19 protein-coding genes and 2 tRNA genes are annotated in these 14,116 nt (G+C 69.2%); 13 read left to right on the forward strand and 8 right to left on the reverse strand.

The window, feature by feature from the left end:
- Positions 1-31: 31 nt before the first annotated feature.
- On the reverse strand, positions 32-457 hold the full coding sequence (locus tag ESP70_RS14130; RefSeq protein ID WP_149689967.1) for a rhodanese-like domain-containing protein: 426 nt from the start codon (positions 455-457) through the stop codon (positions 32-34).
- Positions 454-966, reverse strand: coding sequence for a cysteine dioxygenase (locus ESP70_RS14135; RefSeq protein WP_149689968.1), 513 nt, complete (start codon positions 964-966; stop codon positions 454-456). Before ESP70_RS14135 ends, ESP70_RS14130 begins: the two co-directional genes overlap by 4 nt.
- 163 nt (positions 967-1,129) lie before the next feature.
- On the opposite strand from ESP70_RS14135, the gene ESP70_RS14140 reads away from it, so the two are divergent.
- From ESP70_RS14140 to ESP70_RS14170, 7 genes are all read left to right on the forward strand, one after another.
- A complete protein-coding gene (locus ESP70_RS14140) occupies positions 1,130-1,438 on the forward strand; it encodes a hypothetical protein (RefSeq protein ID WP_149689969.1) in 309 nt (102 codons plus the stop codon).
- A 65-nt stretch (positions 1,439-1,503) separates the two neighbouring features.
- A tRNA-Asp gene (locus tag ESP70_RS14145) sits at positions 1,504-1,580 on the forward strand.
- 110 nt (positions 1,581-1,690) lie between these two features.
- Positions 1,691-1,767: transfer RNA gene (locus ESP70_RS14150), tRNA-Phe, on the forward strand.
- A 160-nt stretch (positions 1,768-1,927) separates the two neighbouring features.
- Positions 1,928-2,305, forward strand: coding sequence for a VOC family protein (locus tag ESP70_RS14155; RefSeq protein ID WP_149689970.1), 378 nt, complete (start codon positions 1,928-1,930; stop codon positions 2,303-2,305).
- A gap of 20 nt (positions 2,306-2,325) precedes the next feature.
- Complete coding sequence (locus ESP70_RS14160; RefSeq protein WP_149689971.1) at positions 2,326-3,081, forward strand: SDR family oxidoreductase; 756 nt, start codon at positions 2,326-2,328, stop codon at positions 3,079-3,081.
- Positions 3,082-3,083: 2 nt separating this feature from the next.
- The gene (locus ESP70_RS14165) at positions 3,084-3,866 is read left to right on the forward strand and encodes a COG4280 domain-containing protein (protein WP_149689972.1); all 783 of its coding nucleotides are present in this window, start codon (positions 3,084-3,086) and stop codon (positions 3,864-3,866) included.
- Positions 3,863-4,081 (forward strand): hypothetical protein, encoded by a 219-nt coding sequence (locus ESP70_RS14170; RefSeq protein WP_149689973.1) that lies wholly within the window; start codon positions 3,863-3,865, stop codon positions 4,079-4,081. Before ESP70_RS14165 ends, ESP70_RS14170 begins: the two co-directional genes overlap by 4 nt.
- Here the strand turns inward: ESP70_RS14170 and ESP70_RS14175 are convergent.
- Positions 4,050-4,619, reverse strand: a complete 570-nt coding sequence (locus ESP70_RS14175) for a hypothetical protein (protein ID WP_149689974.1) — start codon at positions 4,617-4,619, stop codon at positions 4,050-4,052. The genes ESP70_RS14170 and ESP70_RS14175 overlap by 32 nt on opposite strands.
- The gene (locus ESP70_RS14180; protein WP_149689975.1) at positions 4,616-5,512 is read right to left on the reverse strand and encodes a sterol desaturase family protein; all 897 of its coding nucleotides are present in this window, start codon (positions 5,510-5,512) and stop codon (positions 4,616-4,618) included. Before ESP70_RS14180 ends, ESP70_RS14175 begins: the two co-directional genes overlap by 4 nt.
- 70 nt (positions 5,513-5,582) lie before the next feature.
- On the opposite strand from ESP70_RS14180, the gene ESP70_RS14185 reads away from it, so the two are divergent.
- The 5 genes from ESP70_RS14185 to ESP70_RS14205 all read left to right on the forward strand — a co-directional run bounded on the left by ESP70_RS14185 (position 5,583) and on the right by ESP70_RS14205 (position 9,245).
- Positions 5,583-6,197 carry a TetR/AcrR family transcriptional regulator gene (locus ESP70_RS14185; RefSeq protein WP_149689976.1) on the forward strand — a complete coding sequence of 205 codons (615 nt, stop codon included), beginning with the start codon at positions 5,583-5,585 and terminating at the stop codon, positions 6,195-6,197.
- Entirely contained in the window at positions 6,194-6,994 is an 801-nt protein-coding gene (locus ESP70_RS14190; RefSeq protein WP_149689977.1) for an SDR family NAD(P)-dependent oxidoreductase, read from the forward strand. The genes ESP70_RS14185 and ESP70_RS14190 overlap by 4 nt, the downstream gene beginning before the upstream one ends.
- A gap of 56 nt (positions 6,995-7,050) precedes the next feature.
- Positions 7,051-7,545, forward strand: coding sequence for a PGPGW domain-containing protein (locus ESP70_RS14195; protein ID WP_149689978.1), 495 nt, complete (start codon positions 7,051-7,053; stop codon positions 7,543-7,545).
- Positions 7,546-7,625: 80 nt separating this feature from the next.
- Complete coding sequence (locus ESP70_RS14200; RefSeq protein ID WP_149689979.1) at positions 7,626-8,021, forward strand: hypothetical protein; 396 nt, start codon at positions 7,626-7,628, stop codon at positions 8,019-8,021.
- Between the two features lie 132 nt (positions 8,022-8,153).
- The gene (locus ESP70_RS14205; RefSeq protein ID WP_246162042.1) at positions 8,154-9,245 is read left to right on the forward strand and encodes a Glu/Leu/Phe/Val dehydrogenase dimerization domain-containing protein; all 1,092 of its coding nucleotides are present in this window, start codon (positions 8,154-8,156) and stop codon (positions 9,243-9,245) included.
- On the opposite strand, the gene ESP70_RS20175 is transcribed toward ESP70_RS14205, so the two are convergent.
- The 4 genes from ESP70_RS20175 to purF form a co-directional block, all read right to left on the reverse strand.
- Entirely contained in the window at positions 9,246-9,413 is a 168-nt protein-coding gene (locus tag ESP70_RS20175) for a hypothetical protein (protein WP_188110642.1), read from the reverse strand. It lies immediately after the preceding gene.
- Between the two features lie 72 nt (positions 9,414-9,485).
- Positions 9,486-9,656 carry a DUF3073 domain-containing protein gene (locus tag ESP70_RS14210; protein ID WP_149689981.1) on the reverse strand — a complete coding sequence of 57 codons (171 nt, stop codon included), beginning with the start codon at positions 9,654-9,656 and terminating at the stop codon, positions 9,486-9,488.
- A 99-nt stretch (positions 9,657-9,755) separates the two neighbouring features.
- Positions 9,756-10,820 (reverse strand): phosphoribosylformylglycinamidine cyclo-ligase, encoded by a 1,065-nt coding sequence (gene purM / locus ESP70_RS14215; protein WP_149689982.1) that lies wholly within the window; start codon positions 10,818-10,820, stop codon positions 9,756-9,758.
- Positions 10,820-12,310 (reverse strand): amidophosphoribosyltransferase, encoded by a 1,491-nt coding sequence (gene purF, locus ESP70_RS14220; protein WP_149689983.1) that lies wholly within the window; start codon positions 12,308-12,310, stop codon positions 10,820-10,822. Before purF ends, purM begins: the two co-directional genes overlap by 1 nt.
- Before the next feature lie 94 nt (positions 12,311-12,404).
- Here purF and ESP70_RS14225 point away from each other — a divergent pair, with 94 nt between their 5' ends.
- Positions 12,405-13,970 (forward strand): long-chain-fatty-acid--CoA ligase, encoded by a 1,566-nt coding sequence (locus ESP70_RS14225; protein WP_149689984.1) that lies wholly within the window; start codon positions 12,405-12,407, stop codon positions 13,968-13,970.
- Positions 13,971-14,116: the final 146 nt, after the last annotated feature.

Consider the following 14,116-nt stretch of genomic DNA (forward strand, 5'->3'; position numbering starts at 1 on the left):
CCCTAGGCGGCAATCGGAGGACCCGCTCAACTCATGACGAGGTGGTGACACCGACCACCGTCTCGACCGGAGTGGGACCGGCCGCGACCGGCAGGCCCGCCGCACGCCACCCATGGATGCCACCCACGATGTCGCTGGCCGGCAGGCCGAGCGAGACGAGCGCGGAAGCCGCGAGCGATGAGGTGTAACCCTCGGTGCAGACCACGATCCACTCCTGTCCGTCTCGCGCTTGGGGCAGGCTCGCACCCGAAGCCGGGTGCAGACGCCACTCCAGATGATTGCGCTCGACTATGACAGAACCGGGAATCTCGCCATCTGATTCCCGTTGCCACGCAGGACGGATGTCGACGATCAGCGCACCGGCGGCCACCCGGGCGTACGCGTCGAGCGGTTCGAGGCGCTCCAGTGAGTGCCGCGCCGACGCCAGCAAGTCGTCCACCGAGGCGTACGTCGTCATGACGCCTTCCTCAGGGTCGGGGCCGGGGCCTCAGGGTCGTCGGTCCACATCGAGGCGAGCTTGGTGAGCTGGTGGCCGTCGACGTCGTAGTAGTTCATCAGCGACAGCGGCGGCGAGTACGCGTGCACGCTCACGGCCGTGTCGGTCCGTACGTTGCGCACGTCGTGCACGTAGTGCTCGCCGAAGATCACCGAGTCACCCTCACCGCGCACGGTCTCGGCGAGCACCTCGGCACCGGGCGTCCACACGGCCTCGCTGAGCTCACCGCTGACGACCGTGAACGAGCCCGACGAGCCGCCGTGATCGTGCAGCTGCGTGCCTTGGTCGGTGGTCCAGCTGATGAGCCACACGTCGACCTGGTCATCGCATCGCAGCCTCACGTGCCACCGGCTCTCCGCGTCGGCGTGGACCTCGTAGAGGCCAGCGCGTACGTCCTCGGCGACCGTGCTCGTCAATGCGGCGAGCTCGGCCAGCGACAGGGGTGCGTCGGTCGTGGGGCGAGCAGTCATGACGTCATACAAGCGCGGTTCGGCAGTCGAGAACGCCGTGTTCACACAGTGGACCACGGGAGCCGATCGCTCTGAAATGCGCTATGCCGCGCCGCGGCTAGGCTGGAGAGAGTGCCTCGGGGGCACGTCGCGTGCCACCCGGCGCCGACAGGGAGGACACCTCATGAAGTGGCTCGTCATCATCGCCATCATCGCCATCGTCGTGATCGGCATCCTGTGGCTGCGCACCGTCAGGATGGGCCCGGACACCGTCGACTCGCGACAGTCGCACCGGCTCGACGACTCAGTCACGCCGACCGGGGACGCCGACAACCCGTTGCCACCGGGCGGCCAGGCCGTCGCCGGCGGAGCGACCGGCGGCCCTCCGATCGACGCACCCTCGAGCGCCACCCGGGCGAGCGAGGAGGCCGGACCGACCGAGCCCGGACCGGGTGAGGATCTGCCGCCCTCGGAGACCCGTCCGAACGCCTGACCCGTTTTGTTCGCGGGGGTGCCCGTACGTTACAGTTGCGTGCGCGGTTCACCCGCGAACAGCAAGGCCCCGTGGCGCAGTTGGTTAGCGCGCCGCCCTGTCACGGCGGAGGTCGCCGGTTCGAGTCCGGTCGGGGTCGCCAGCTGAACGAAACCCACGCACCTGAGTCCAGGTGCGTGGGTTTTTCGTTGCTGCCGATTTCGGCCGCGCCGGGGCGGTGCGATAAGGTGATCGTCGCTCGTTCGCGGGCACGGCCAGGTAGCTCAGTTGGTACGAGCATCCGCCTGAAAAGCGGAGGGTCGCCGGTTCGACCCCGGCCCTGGCCACCATTTCGGTGACGAGTCACTCCCGTCCCGGTGACGAGTCACTCCCGTCAAGCGCAGTGACTCGTGAGCGCTCTCGCAGTGACTCCTCAGCGCGTGGGGAGCGACTCCTCGGCACTCACGGAGTGACTCGTGAGCGGGCCCACTTCGGGCCTACGCTTCACGCATGAGCCGGATCGTCCAGGTCGCCCAGCACGCCGACGATCTCGACCGCGCCGCGGCGTTCTACGAGCAGCTCCTCGGCCACCCGCCGGCAGCACGGTTCGACCCGCCGGGCCTGCTCTTCTTCACGCTCGACGGCACTCGGCTGCTGCTCGAGCAGGGTGCAGCGTCGGCCACGATCTACCTCGAGGTCGAGGACGTACGCGCGTCGATCGAAGCGCTGCGCACCCGCGGAGTCACGGTGGAAGGCGAACCGCACGTGATCTTCCAGCACACCGACGACTCGCTGGGCCCGGCCGGCACCGACGAGTGGATGGCGTTCATCCGCGACTCGGAGGGCAATCTCGTCGGTCTCGTGAGCCACTCCCCGTCCGAACACTGAGACCCGCCTACGCTGAGGGCATGGACCTCGGGCTTCGCGATCGTGTCTACCTGCTCACCGGGGCCGCCAGCGGCCTGGGACTCGCCACCGCACATGCGCTGGTCGACGACGGCGCACGAGTCGTGATCTCGTCCCGCTCCCAGGAGTCGGTCGATCGCGCGGTCGGCGAGCTGGGTGAGCTCGCGATCGGCGTCGCGGTCGACAATGCCGACCCGACGGCGCCCGACCAGCTCATCCGGGCGGCCCGCAACGCGTTCGGACGACTCGACGGCGCCCTGATCAGCGTCGGCGGGCCGCCCGCCGGCGCGATCCTCGACCGTACGGAGGACGAGTGGCGCACGTCGTTCGAGACCGTCTTCCTCGGCGCGATCCGCCTCGCAGTGACGATCGCCGGGGAGCTCGGCGACGGCGGATCGATCGCGTTCGTGCTCTCGACCTCCGCCAAGGCGCCGATCCCCAACCTCGGCATCTCCAACGGCCTGCGTCCGGGCCTCGCGATGGCGGCCAAGAACCTCGCCGACGAGCTCGGGCCGCGCGGCATCCGCGTCAACGGGCTGCTGCCCGGCCGGGTCGACACCGAGCGCGTACGCCAGCTCGACTCCATGGCGGACGATCCCGAGGCGGCACGGGCCGCGACCGAGCAGACGATTCCTCTGCGTCGCTACGGCAAGCCCGAGGAGTTTGGCCGCACCGCGGCTTTCCTGTTGTCACCCGCCGCCGGCTTCCTGACCGGCGTCATGCTGCCGGTCGACGGCGGGATGACGAGGAGCATCTAGCCATGGACGGCACGACGACGGCGCTCGTCAGCGCGGTCTTCGTCGCGTCCCTCGTGGAGTTCGTCGAGGCGTTCACGATCGTCCTCGCGATGGGCGTCACCCGAGGCTGGCGGTCCGCGATCGCCGGCACCGTCGCAGCACTCATCGCCCTGACCGCATTCACCGCCGTCCTCGGTGTCGCGATCAGCACGTGGCTGTCCGAGTCCCTGCTCCAGCTCACGATCGGTACGCTCCTGCTGATCTTCGGCCTGCAATGGCTGCGCAAGGCGTGCCTGCGCGCGTCGGGCCTCAAGGCGCTGCACGATGAGGACGAGGAGTTCGCCGAGCAGACCCAGGCCGCCCGCGAGGCGGACCGCACGACATACGCCGGCATCGACCTCTTCGGCTTCATGGTGTCGTTCAAGGGCGTGTTCCTCGAGGGCGTCGAGGTGGTCTTCATCGTCGTCACGTTCGGCCTGTCCGCGGATGCGCTCGGCATGGCCATCGCCGGAGCGGTCGTCGCCGGCATCATCGTGATCGCCCTCGGTGTCGCGCTGCGCAAGCCGCTCTCGCGCATCCCCGAGAACACCCTCAAGTACGGCGTCGGCGTCATGCTCGCGTCGTTCGGCACCTACTGGGCAGTCGAAGGTGTCGGCTGGTTCCGCGACGGCGAGGAGAGCCTGCACTGGCCCGGCGGCAAGGTCGCCCTCATCGTCCTGATCGCCGCGTGGTTCGCGGTGACCCGACTCGTGATCGCCGGCCTCAGCCGCCCACGGACGTCCGCTCCGACGGAGGCAGCCGCATGAAGCTCCTCAAGGCCTTCGGCCTGTTCTGGTACGACTTCATCATCGGCGACGACTGGAAGATCGCGGCGTACGTCGTGGCGGCGCTCGTGGTCGTCGCCGTCCTCGCGGTCAACGACGTGCTCAGCGACGGTGCCACCGTCATCATCGGCACCGTCCTGATGATGGTGTGCTTCGCCCTCGGCGTCAGGTACGACGCGCGAAGGACGCGACCCTAGCCTGCCAACGTACGAGCGCGACGACATCGGCCGCCACGAACGCGCCATGGAGGTAGAGCGGGAACAGCCACCACGGCACGCCGATCACGTTCGGCGCCGTGTAGTCGAACTCGCCGAGCGCCGACAGCACCGACTCGCCCAGCACGCCACCGACGGCGATGAGCAGACCGGCCGCGACCGCGATACCGCGCTCGTGCCGCAGCCCGAGGCGTACGCCCCACAGCGCGAGCAGCACGATGGCGTAGGGCGCGGCGAGCTCCGGGTCCAGCAGCCCCGAGACGAGATAGGCCCCGGTCACCAGGCCGAGACCGGGGGCGACCCGGCGGAGGTGCGGCTCCAGCGGCTGGACCCGCCTGCTGACCGAGAGCATCGCGACGCCGGCCACGAAGAACGTCACCGGGACGATGACCGTCTGGCCCCAGACCTGCGGACCCCAGTGATAGACCAGCGTGCCGGTGCGGACGTGGAACAGCTGGTCGCACGCCGTGAGGAAGACCGCGAACACCCCGGCAACGGCGACCAGCTGCCGGTCGGTCACACCGACTGCGTCTCGCGCGGCTGCTCGGCCTCTGCGCGCTTCTCGCCCGGGTGCCAGCCCGGCGGCATGAAGACGTAGCCGAGCTTCTCGCGCCAGCTCTTCGCGTTGTGGACGTCACGGAACAGCTCGCCGAACGCGCCGTACTGCAGCCGCAGGACGTTGTAGGTGTCGACCGGCACCGTGAGCCCGTACGTCGGACGGAACAGCTCCTTCTGGAACGTGCCGAACATGCGGTCCCAGATGATCAGCATCCCGGCGTAGTTCTTGTCGAGGTACTCCGGGTCGCTGCCGTGGTGCACCCGGTGGTGCGACGGGGTGTTGAAGACGAACTCGATCGGTCGCCACATCGTGCCGATCCGCTCGGTGTGCACGAAGAACTGGTAGATCAGGTTGATCGAGAACGCGACGTAGAGTGTCCACGGCTCGAAGCCCAGGAACGGGAACGGCAGCCAGAACAGCGCCTCGGCCCACGGGTTCCACTTCTGGCGCAGTGCGGTGGAGTAGTTGAAGTACTCGCTCGAGTGGTGCGCCTGGTGCGCGGCCCAGCCGATGCGGACCCGGTGCACGAAGCGGTGCTGCAGGTAGAACGCCAGGTCGAGGCCCAGGATCAGCGCGGTCCACGACCACCACGTGTCATCCGGCAGGTGCCACGGTGCGAGGTGCACGCTGATCGCGACGAACGCCACGAGCGTGCCGAGCTTGAACACCGCACTGGACACGACGGAGCCGAGCCCCATGATCAGGCTGGTCCGCGCGTCCTTGCGCTCGTATCCGCGCATCTCCTCGTCGGTCTCGAGGAACCGGAACGCCGCGAGCTCGATCAGCAGCGACAGGATGAAGAACGGTGCCGCGACCAGGGTCGGGTTCTTCAGCGGGTCGAAAAACTCGTGCATGGATCCTCCAGACCTATATGACCTTTGGGTAAGTTACCACGAGATCACATCACGTCGCTAGACTGCTGCCGTGGTCAGACCCAACGCAGGCACCAAGGGCGTCCCCCGCCTGGACCGGGAGACGCAGATCCTCGACATCGCGTCGGAGCAGTTCGGCACCCACGGGTTCGCCGCGACGTCGGTCGCGACGGTCGCCGACAAGGCCGGCATCTCCAAGCCGCTGATCTACAACTACTTCGGCTCCAAGGAAGGGCTCTACGAGGCGTGCCTCGACCGCGGCGGGTCCCTGCTCGCCGACGAGATCGAGCGCATCGCCCGCGGTGAAGCCGTCGGCATCGAGCGCGGCATGGCGACGCTGGCCGGGATGTTCACGCTGCTGGAACCCCAGCCCTACCTCTGGCGCCTGTTCTTCGACCCCACCGCGCCCTCGACCGGCGCGATCGCCGACTCGATCGCGGGCTACGCCGAGCGCATCGGCAAGCTCGCCGACGAAGGCGTCACGGAGCTCATGCGGCTCGCCGGCAACGACGACCCGCTCGACATCTCCGCCATGACCGCGGTCTGGCTCGGCATCGTCGACTCACTGATGAACTGGTGGATGGAGCACCCCGAGGAGAGCGCGGAGCAGATGATGCAGCGCTGCATGCGCCTGCTGACCGCGCTCTTCGGCGGTGACGCGGAGTGAAGCTCGAGGGCCAGACCATCGTCATCACCGGCGCCTCCAGCGGCATCGGTGCCGAGGCGGCCCGCAAGGTGGCCCGCCTCGGAGGCACCGTGTGCCTGCTGGCGCGGCGCGCCGACGAGCTCGAGGACGTACGCGCCGGCATCGAGGCCACGGGCGGGAGCGCGTACGCCTATCCCGTCGATCTCTCCGACACCGTGGCGGCCGACGCCGTCGCGGCGCAGCTGCTGGCCGAGCACCCGTGGATCGACGCACTGGTCAACAACGCCGGCCGATCCATCCGACGGCCCATCAAGGAGTCGCTCGACCGGGTCCACGACTACGAGCGCACGATGGCGATCAACTACTTCGGCGCCGTACGCCTGACGCTGGCGTTGGTCCCGCGATTCCTCCAGCAGGGTCACGGACACGTCGTGATCTCGTCGAGCATGTCGACGCAGGTGCCGATCCCGCTGTTCTCGGCCTATCTCGCCAGCAAGGCCGCCCTCGAGTCGTTCACCCGATCCCTGACCGCCGAGCTCGGGCACGACGGCATCACCTCGACGACCGTCTACTTCCCCATGGTGCGCACGGAGATGTCCGGCGCGACGCCGATCTACCAGGCGATGCCGATGCTGAGCGCCGACAAGGCGGCCAACTGGCTCGTCAAGGCAATTGTCGACAAACCGACACGGGTCACGAGCCTGCCGGGTGCCATGGGCGAGCTGAGCATGGCCGCACTGCCCGGCGTCGTCACGAAGGTCTCGCAGCCGCTGTTCCGGCGCATGGACAAGTCGCTCGCCAAGCGGGTCAGGGACTAGTCGTCGACCACCCGGCTGCAAGGATGGGGCATGGCCGCCTCCTGGATCGACGCCCCATGACCGACAAGCCCGCAGGCCGCAAGTCCGCCAAGGCCGTACGCCGGCTGGTCCTCGAGATCATCGGGTGGATCCTCGTGGTCGGCGGCATCGCCGCCCTCCTCCTGCCCGGACCCGGGCTGCTGATGGTCGTGGGCGGCCTGGCGATCCTGTCCGAGCAGTACGAATGGGCCGAGCGTCGCCTCGAGCCGGTCAAGGTCATGGCCTACAAGGCTGCGGCCGACGGCGTGCAGACCTGGCCGCGCATCATCGCCAGCTGCTCCGGCGCGCTCGCGATCGCCGCGGTCGGCATCTACTGGGGCATCCGCCCCGACGCTCCGGACTGGTGGCCGTTGCGCGAGAGCTGGTGGCTGATCGGCGGGTGGGGCACCGGCGCGACGCTGATCCTGTCGGCGGTCATCGCCCTGGTCTTCATCGTCTACAGCTTCCGTACGTTCCGCGGCGTCCCCGATCCCGAGGCGGCCGCCGAACGAGCGGCCCGCGAGGACGACTGACAGCAGGCACACAGGTCGTCCTGCGGCGGACCTCAGGTCAGCCGCGCATGCTGGGCACTCCCAAGCACGGAGGAGCACCCATGAACGACGAGCAGAAGACCCCCGAGGACGAGCAGCCCACTGCCGAGCAGGCGACGATCGAGCAGCCGGCCGCGGCGCCACCGGCACCCGAAGCCACTCCGAGTGAGGATGCCAAGGCCAAGGTGTTCTCCAGCCCGCGCACGCGCAACATCCTGCTGACGAGCGGTGCCGGGCTCGCGCTGGCCGGCGGCGTGCTCGGCTTCGGCATCGGGCACGCCACCGCGAGCGGGGATGACGGTGGCCGGGACGGACGGATGAGTCGGTTCGCGCCGGGCGACGGCCGGCCGGACTTCCGCGACCGCAACCACGAGGGCGGTCAGCGCGGTGGCCGGCCCGGCCAGGGCCCCGAGTCCGGCAGCGACGACCAGTCGAACGGCGACAACGACCCGACATGACGACCTCGTCGCGTACGTCCTCGCGACATCCCGCTGAGCGGTAGAGTCTCTGCCAAGCCGCACCACCCCGCGGCTTCGCCGATGGAAGTGCCCACCAACGCACCTCCGCCATCCACGACAGAGAGCACTACCGTGACCGACTCCAGCAGCAACGCGCCCTCCGCCTTCGGCAGCCGACATGAACAAGTCGTCTTCTGCCACGACGAGGCCTCCGGCCTCAAGGCCATCATCGCGATCTACTCCACCGCCCTCGGCCCAGCGCTGGGCGGCACGCGCTTCTACCCGTACGCCTCAGAGCAGGACGCCCTGACCGACGTCCTCAACCTGTCACAGGGCATGGCCTACAAGAACGCGCTCGCTGGTCTCGACCTCGGCGGCGGCAAGGCCGTCATCATCGGTGATCCGACGAAGATCAAGACCGAGGCCCTCCTGCGCGCGTACGGCCGCTTCGTCCAGACGCTCGGCGGTCGCTACTACACCGCGTGCGACGTCGGCACGTTCAGCCCCGACATGGACATCATCGCCCGCGAGTCCGACTTCGTGACCGGCCGCACGGTCGAGCACGGCGGCGCCGGCGACTCCTCGGTGCTCACCGCGTTCGGCGTCTACCAGGGCATGCGCGCCTCGGCGCAGCACCTCTGGGGCGACACCTCACTCGCCGGCAAGCGCGTCGGCGTGGCCGGCGTCGGCAAGGTCGGCAAGCACCTCGTCGGCCACCTCGTCGAGGAGGACGCCCAGGTCGTCGTCACCGACGTCAACGCCGACGCCGTCGCCGCGCTCAGGCAGACGTACCCCTCGATCACCTCGGTCGTCGACACGGACGCGCTGATCCGCGAGCCGCTCGACATCTACGCACCCTGCGCCCTCGGCGGCGCCCTCAACGATGAGTCGATCGAGGCTCTGACCGCGACGATCGTCTGCGGGGCGGCCAACAACCAGCTGGCTCACGAGGGCATCGAGAAGCGGCTCGACGAGCGAGGCATCACGTACGCGCCCGACTACTGCGTCAACTCCGGCGGCGTCATCCAGGTCGCCGACGAGCTCGAGGGCTTCGAGTTCGACCGCGCCAAGATGCGGGCCACCACGATCTTCGACACGACGCTGGGCGTGCTCGAGCGCGCGAAGTCCGAGGGCGTGCCGCCGTCGATCGCCGCCGACCGCATGGCCGAGCAGCGCATGCGCGAAGTCGGCCGGCTGCGCTCGGTCTGGCTGCCGACCAGCTGATCAGGCCAGGTCCGCCACGGACCGACTGAGCCACTCGGAGCCCACCAGCGCGTGCAGTTCCGCGCCACGGCCGACGACGACCGCATCCTGCGGGAGTCGTCGGCCGTTCGGCATCGTCAGCGTGCCGCGCTGGCGCAGCCTGGAGCGCGCGCGGGATCGACGGCACATCCAGACAGGTTATCCGCCAACGGGGGCATGGACCTGTCAGGTCAGATGGAACGAGAGTGAGGGTCCGGTCGCCTAGGAGGCGGCCGGGTCTTCTCGATCCAGGTCACGATACTGAGCGGGAATCGGTTCGCCCGACTCACCGTGGAGCTCGCGCTGCAGAGTGTTGAAGTCCGTATCAGGTGTCCGGTACTTCAAGTCGCGCGCGACTTTGGTCTGTTTGGCTTTCGCACGGCCGCGCCCCATGGGTCGACCCCCTCGCAGAAAAGTAGTCAGTATGTCGTGCGACAAGCGTACCCAAAGGTGACAACAAATCCGTCATCGACCCCCCAGAGACGGCGTGTCTCAGTTGTGCGCCCCGCTCAGGGTGACGCTGCCGCCCTCGCCGTGGACGCCTGCAGCGGCGACATCGCCGGCGATCCACGCGTCGATGCCGCGCTCAGCGAGCAGGCGGATGGCGGCATCAGCCGCGTCGGGGGCGACGAGGGCGACCATGCCGACGCCCATGTTGAGCGCTTGGTCGAGGTCGGCCTGGGCGACGCCGCCCAGCGATCCGACGAGCCCGAACACCGGGTGCGGCGACCAGGTCGTGCGGTCGACAAGCACGGAGACGGTGTCGGGGAGGACGCGGGCGAGGTTGGCGGCAAGACCGCCGCCGGTGATGTGCGACATCGCGTGCACCTCGACGGCATCGGCGAGCGCGAGGCACGGCAGGGTGTAGAGGCGCGTCGGCGTCAGCAGCTCCTCGCCGAGCGTGCGGCCGAAGTCGGGGACATGGCGGTCGAGCTCCCAGCCGGCTTGCTCGAAGAACACGTGACGCACCAGCGAGTAGCCGTTGGAGTGCAGGCCACTGGAGGCCATCGCGATGACGACGTCTCCAGGACGTACGAGCTCGGCGCCCAGCAGCTTGTCGGCCTCGACGACGCCCGTGGTCGAGCCGGCGATGTCGTACTCGTCGGGCGCCAGCAGGCCCGGGTGCTCCGCGGTCTCGCCGCCGAGCAGGGCCGTGCCGCTCTCGGCGCACGCCTGGGCGACGCCCTTGACGATGTCGGCGATGCGCTCAGGGACGACCTTGCCGCACGCGATGTAGTCGGTCATGAACAGCGGCTCGGCGCCGCACACCACGAGGTCGTCGACCAGCATGCCGACGAGGTCGAAGCCGATCGTGTCGTGCTTGTCCATGCGCTGCGCGATCTGCACCTTGGTGCCCACGCCATCCGCGGAGGTGGCCAGCAGCGGTCGCGCGTACGACTTGAGGGCCGTCGCGTCGAACAGTCCGGCGAAGCCGCCGATGCCACCGACGACCTCAGGGCGGCGGGCCTTCTCGACCCATTCCTTCATCAGCTCGACCGCGCGGTCGCCCTCCTCGATCGAGACCCCGGCGCTGGCGTAGGACGTGGGCTCACCCATCAGATGACCTCGAGGGGCAGGGTGTCCTGGACCTCGAGCAGGTGCTTGCCGATGAGATCGTCCTCGGGCAGCGCCACCGGATAGATGCCGTCGAAGCAGGCCCGGCAGAGGTTGTCCTTGGGCACGTTGGTCGCCTCGACGAGCTGGTCGAGCGTGACGTAGGCCAGGGAGTCGGCGCCAATCGAGCGGCAGATCTCGTCGACCGAGATGCCGTTGGCGATCAGCTCGGCGCGCGAGGCGAAGTCGATGCCGTAGAAGCAGGGCCACTTGACCGGTGGCGACGAGATGCGGACGTGGACCTCGGCGGCGCCGAACTCGCGGAGCATACGAACAAGGGCACGCTGCGTGTTGCCGCGGACGATCGAGTCGTCGACGACGACGAGCCGCTTGCCGGCGATGACGTCGCGGAGCGGGTTGAGCTTGAGCCGGATGCCGAGCTGGCGCAGCGTCTGCGAGGGCTGGATGAACGTGCGGCCGACGTAGGAGTTCTTGACCAGGCCGTGGCCGAACGGGATGCCGCTCTCCTCGGCGTAGCCGATCGCCGCGGGCGTGCCCGACTCCGGCACGGGGATGACGAGGTCGGCGTCGACGGGGAACTCGCGCGCCAGGCGACGGCCGATCTCGGCGCGGACGGAGAAGACCCGCTGGTCGGAGATCGTGGTGTCGGGGCGGGCGAGGTAGACGTACTCGAACACGCAGCCCTTGGGCTCGGGCTTGGCGAAGTGCTCGGTGCGCAGGCCCTTCTCGTCGATCGCGATGAACTCGCCGGGCTGGACCTCGCGGATGAACGATGCGCCGACGATGTCGAGCGCCGCGGTCTCGCTGGCGACGACCCAGCCGCGCTCGAGCCGGCCGAGCACGAGCGGGCGGATGCCCTGGGCGTCGCGCGCGGCGTAGAGCGTGTTCTCGTCCATGAAGACCAGCGAGAACGCGCCGCGCAGCTTGGGGAGCACCTCGAGGGCGGCCTCCTCGACGGAGCGGTCGGGATAGGACGACAGCAGCGTGGCCATGACCGAGGTGTCGGACGTCGCGGTCTCGCCCTTGCCGGCCGACCGGCCCAGCTCGAGGTCACGCTCGCGCAGCAGCTCGATGAGCTCGGCGGTGTTGGTCAGGTTGCCGTTGTGGCCGAGGGCGACCGAGCCGGCCGCCGTCGGGCGGAACGTCGGCTGGGCGTTGTGCCACACGCTGGAGCCGGTCGTGGAGTAGCGGGCGTGCCCGATCGCGATCTCGCCCTTGAGCGACTCGAGCGTGGCCTCGTCGAACACCTGGGAGACGAGTCCCATGTCCTTGTAGACGAGGATCTGCCGGCCGTTGCTGACCGCGATGCCGGCAGATTCCTGCCCCCGGTGTTGCAACGCATACAGGCCGAAGTAGGTCAGCTTGGCGACCTCTTCGCCGGGCGCCCAGACTCCGAAGACGCCACACGCGTCCTGGGGTCCGGCGTCCTGGGGATCGAGGTCGTGGGTCAGGCGTCCATCTCCGCGGGGCACGCTCCAAGTGTAGGGGCCGCAGCCCTTCCGCACCCAATACGTTTGCAGGGTCGCCTACGCTGTCGTGATCCACGTCACGTCGTCGAGGAGCGCCATGTCGATCGCCATCCCGCCCGCCACCTATCTGCCGGACTTCCTCGCCCATCGTGCCGAGGAGCGGCCCGACAAGCCGTGCTGGATCTTCGGCGAACGCACGTGGTCGTGGGCCGAGGCGTGGGAGTCCGTACGCCGGACCGCCGGCGCGCTCCGGGCCGACGGTGTGGGCCGCGGCGACCGGGTCGCGATCCTCGCCAAGAACGATCCCGCCGTCCTCCAGGTGATCCTCGGCGGCTGCCAGCTCGGCGCCGCGACAACCGTCGTCAACTGGCGTCTGGCCGGCGACGAGCTCGACTACGTGCTCAACGACTGCGGAGCCGAGGTGGTCCTCGTCGGGCACCACCTCCTGGAGCAGTTCGCCCAGGTGCGTGACCGACTCCAACACGTCAGGAAGGTCATCGTGATCGGCGGCGACCACGACGAGCTCGAGGCCTGGCAGTCTGCGGCGACCCCGACCGACCGGGATCCGGCCGTCGAGCCCGACGACATCTGCGTCGTGATGTACAGCTCCGGCACGACCGGACGACCCAAGGGCGTACAGCTCAGCCAGCACGCCATGGTCGAGCACAGCGTCAACGGCCTCGGCGACGCGACGTACGGCGAGGGCGACATGCTGCTCGTCGCGATGCCGATGTTCCACGTCGGCGGCACCTCGTACGCCTTGCAGGCTCCGGTCATCGGCGCGACGGCCTACATCGTGCCCGAGGTCGACGGGGCGCTGCTGGCGGGTGGCGTGATGGCCGGCTGCACGCATGCGTTCCTCGTGCCCGCCGTCGTCACCGCCCTGATCGCTGCAGGTCCCCAGGTGATGGGTCTGTTCAGCAAGCTGAAGTCGCTCGGCTACGGCGCGGCGCCGATGCCGCTGCCGGTGCTCCGCGCGGCGATGGAGGCCTGGCCCGACACCGAGTTCCAGCAGGTGTACGGCATGACCGAGTTCGGCGGCGTCGTCACGGTGCTCAACGACGCGGCGCACCGCGACGCGGCCCACCCCGAGCGGCTGGTGTCGGCCGGGCGCCCGGTCCCGCACACCGAGATGCGGATCGTCGACCCCGTCACGCTCGAGGACGTGCCGCAGGGCGAGTCCGGCGAGGTCTGGTTCCGTACGCCGCAGGCCACGATCGGCTATCTGGGCAAGCCCGAAGCCACCGCCGAGCTCATCACGCCTGACGGCTGGGTCCGTACGGGCGATCTCGGCCGGGCCGACGAGGACGGCTTCCTGTTCATCGAGGACCGCATCAAGGACATGATCATCACCGGCGGGGAGAACGTGTACTCCCCCGAGGTCGAGCGGGTCCTCGCCGAGCACCCCTCGGTCCAGGAGCTCGCCGTCATCGGAGTCCCGGACGACAGGTGGGGCGAGTCGGTCAAGGCGGTCGTGGCGTTCAAGCCCGATCAGGCCGTGCCGGCCGAGGAGCTCATCGCGTTCGCCCGGGAGCGACTCGCCGGCTACAAGACGCCGAGCTCGATCGACATCGTCGATGCGCTGCCGCGCAATCCTTCGGGCAAGGTCCTCAAGCGGGACCTGCGCAAGCCGTACTGGGGCGATCGCGCCCGGCAGGTGTGAGGTTTCGACAGGCTCAACCGGCGGATGTGCCCGGCAGGTGTGAGGTGAACGTGGCCCCGATCATCCAGGGGAGGGACCGGGACCACGCCCGGCCCAAGCCTAGCCCCGGTCGCGCGCACCGCGGCAACCCCCGAGCCAGATATCCC

Source organism: Aeromicrobium ginsengisoli (assembly GCF_004134905.2).
In the GTDB taxonomy this organism is placed as follows: domain Bacteria; phylum Actinomycetota; class Actinomycetes; order Propionibacteriales; family Nocardioidaceae; genus Aeromicrobium; species Aeromicrobium ginsengisoli.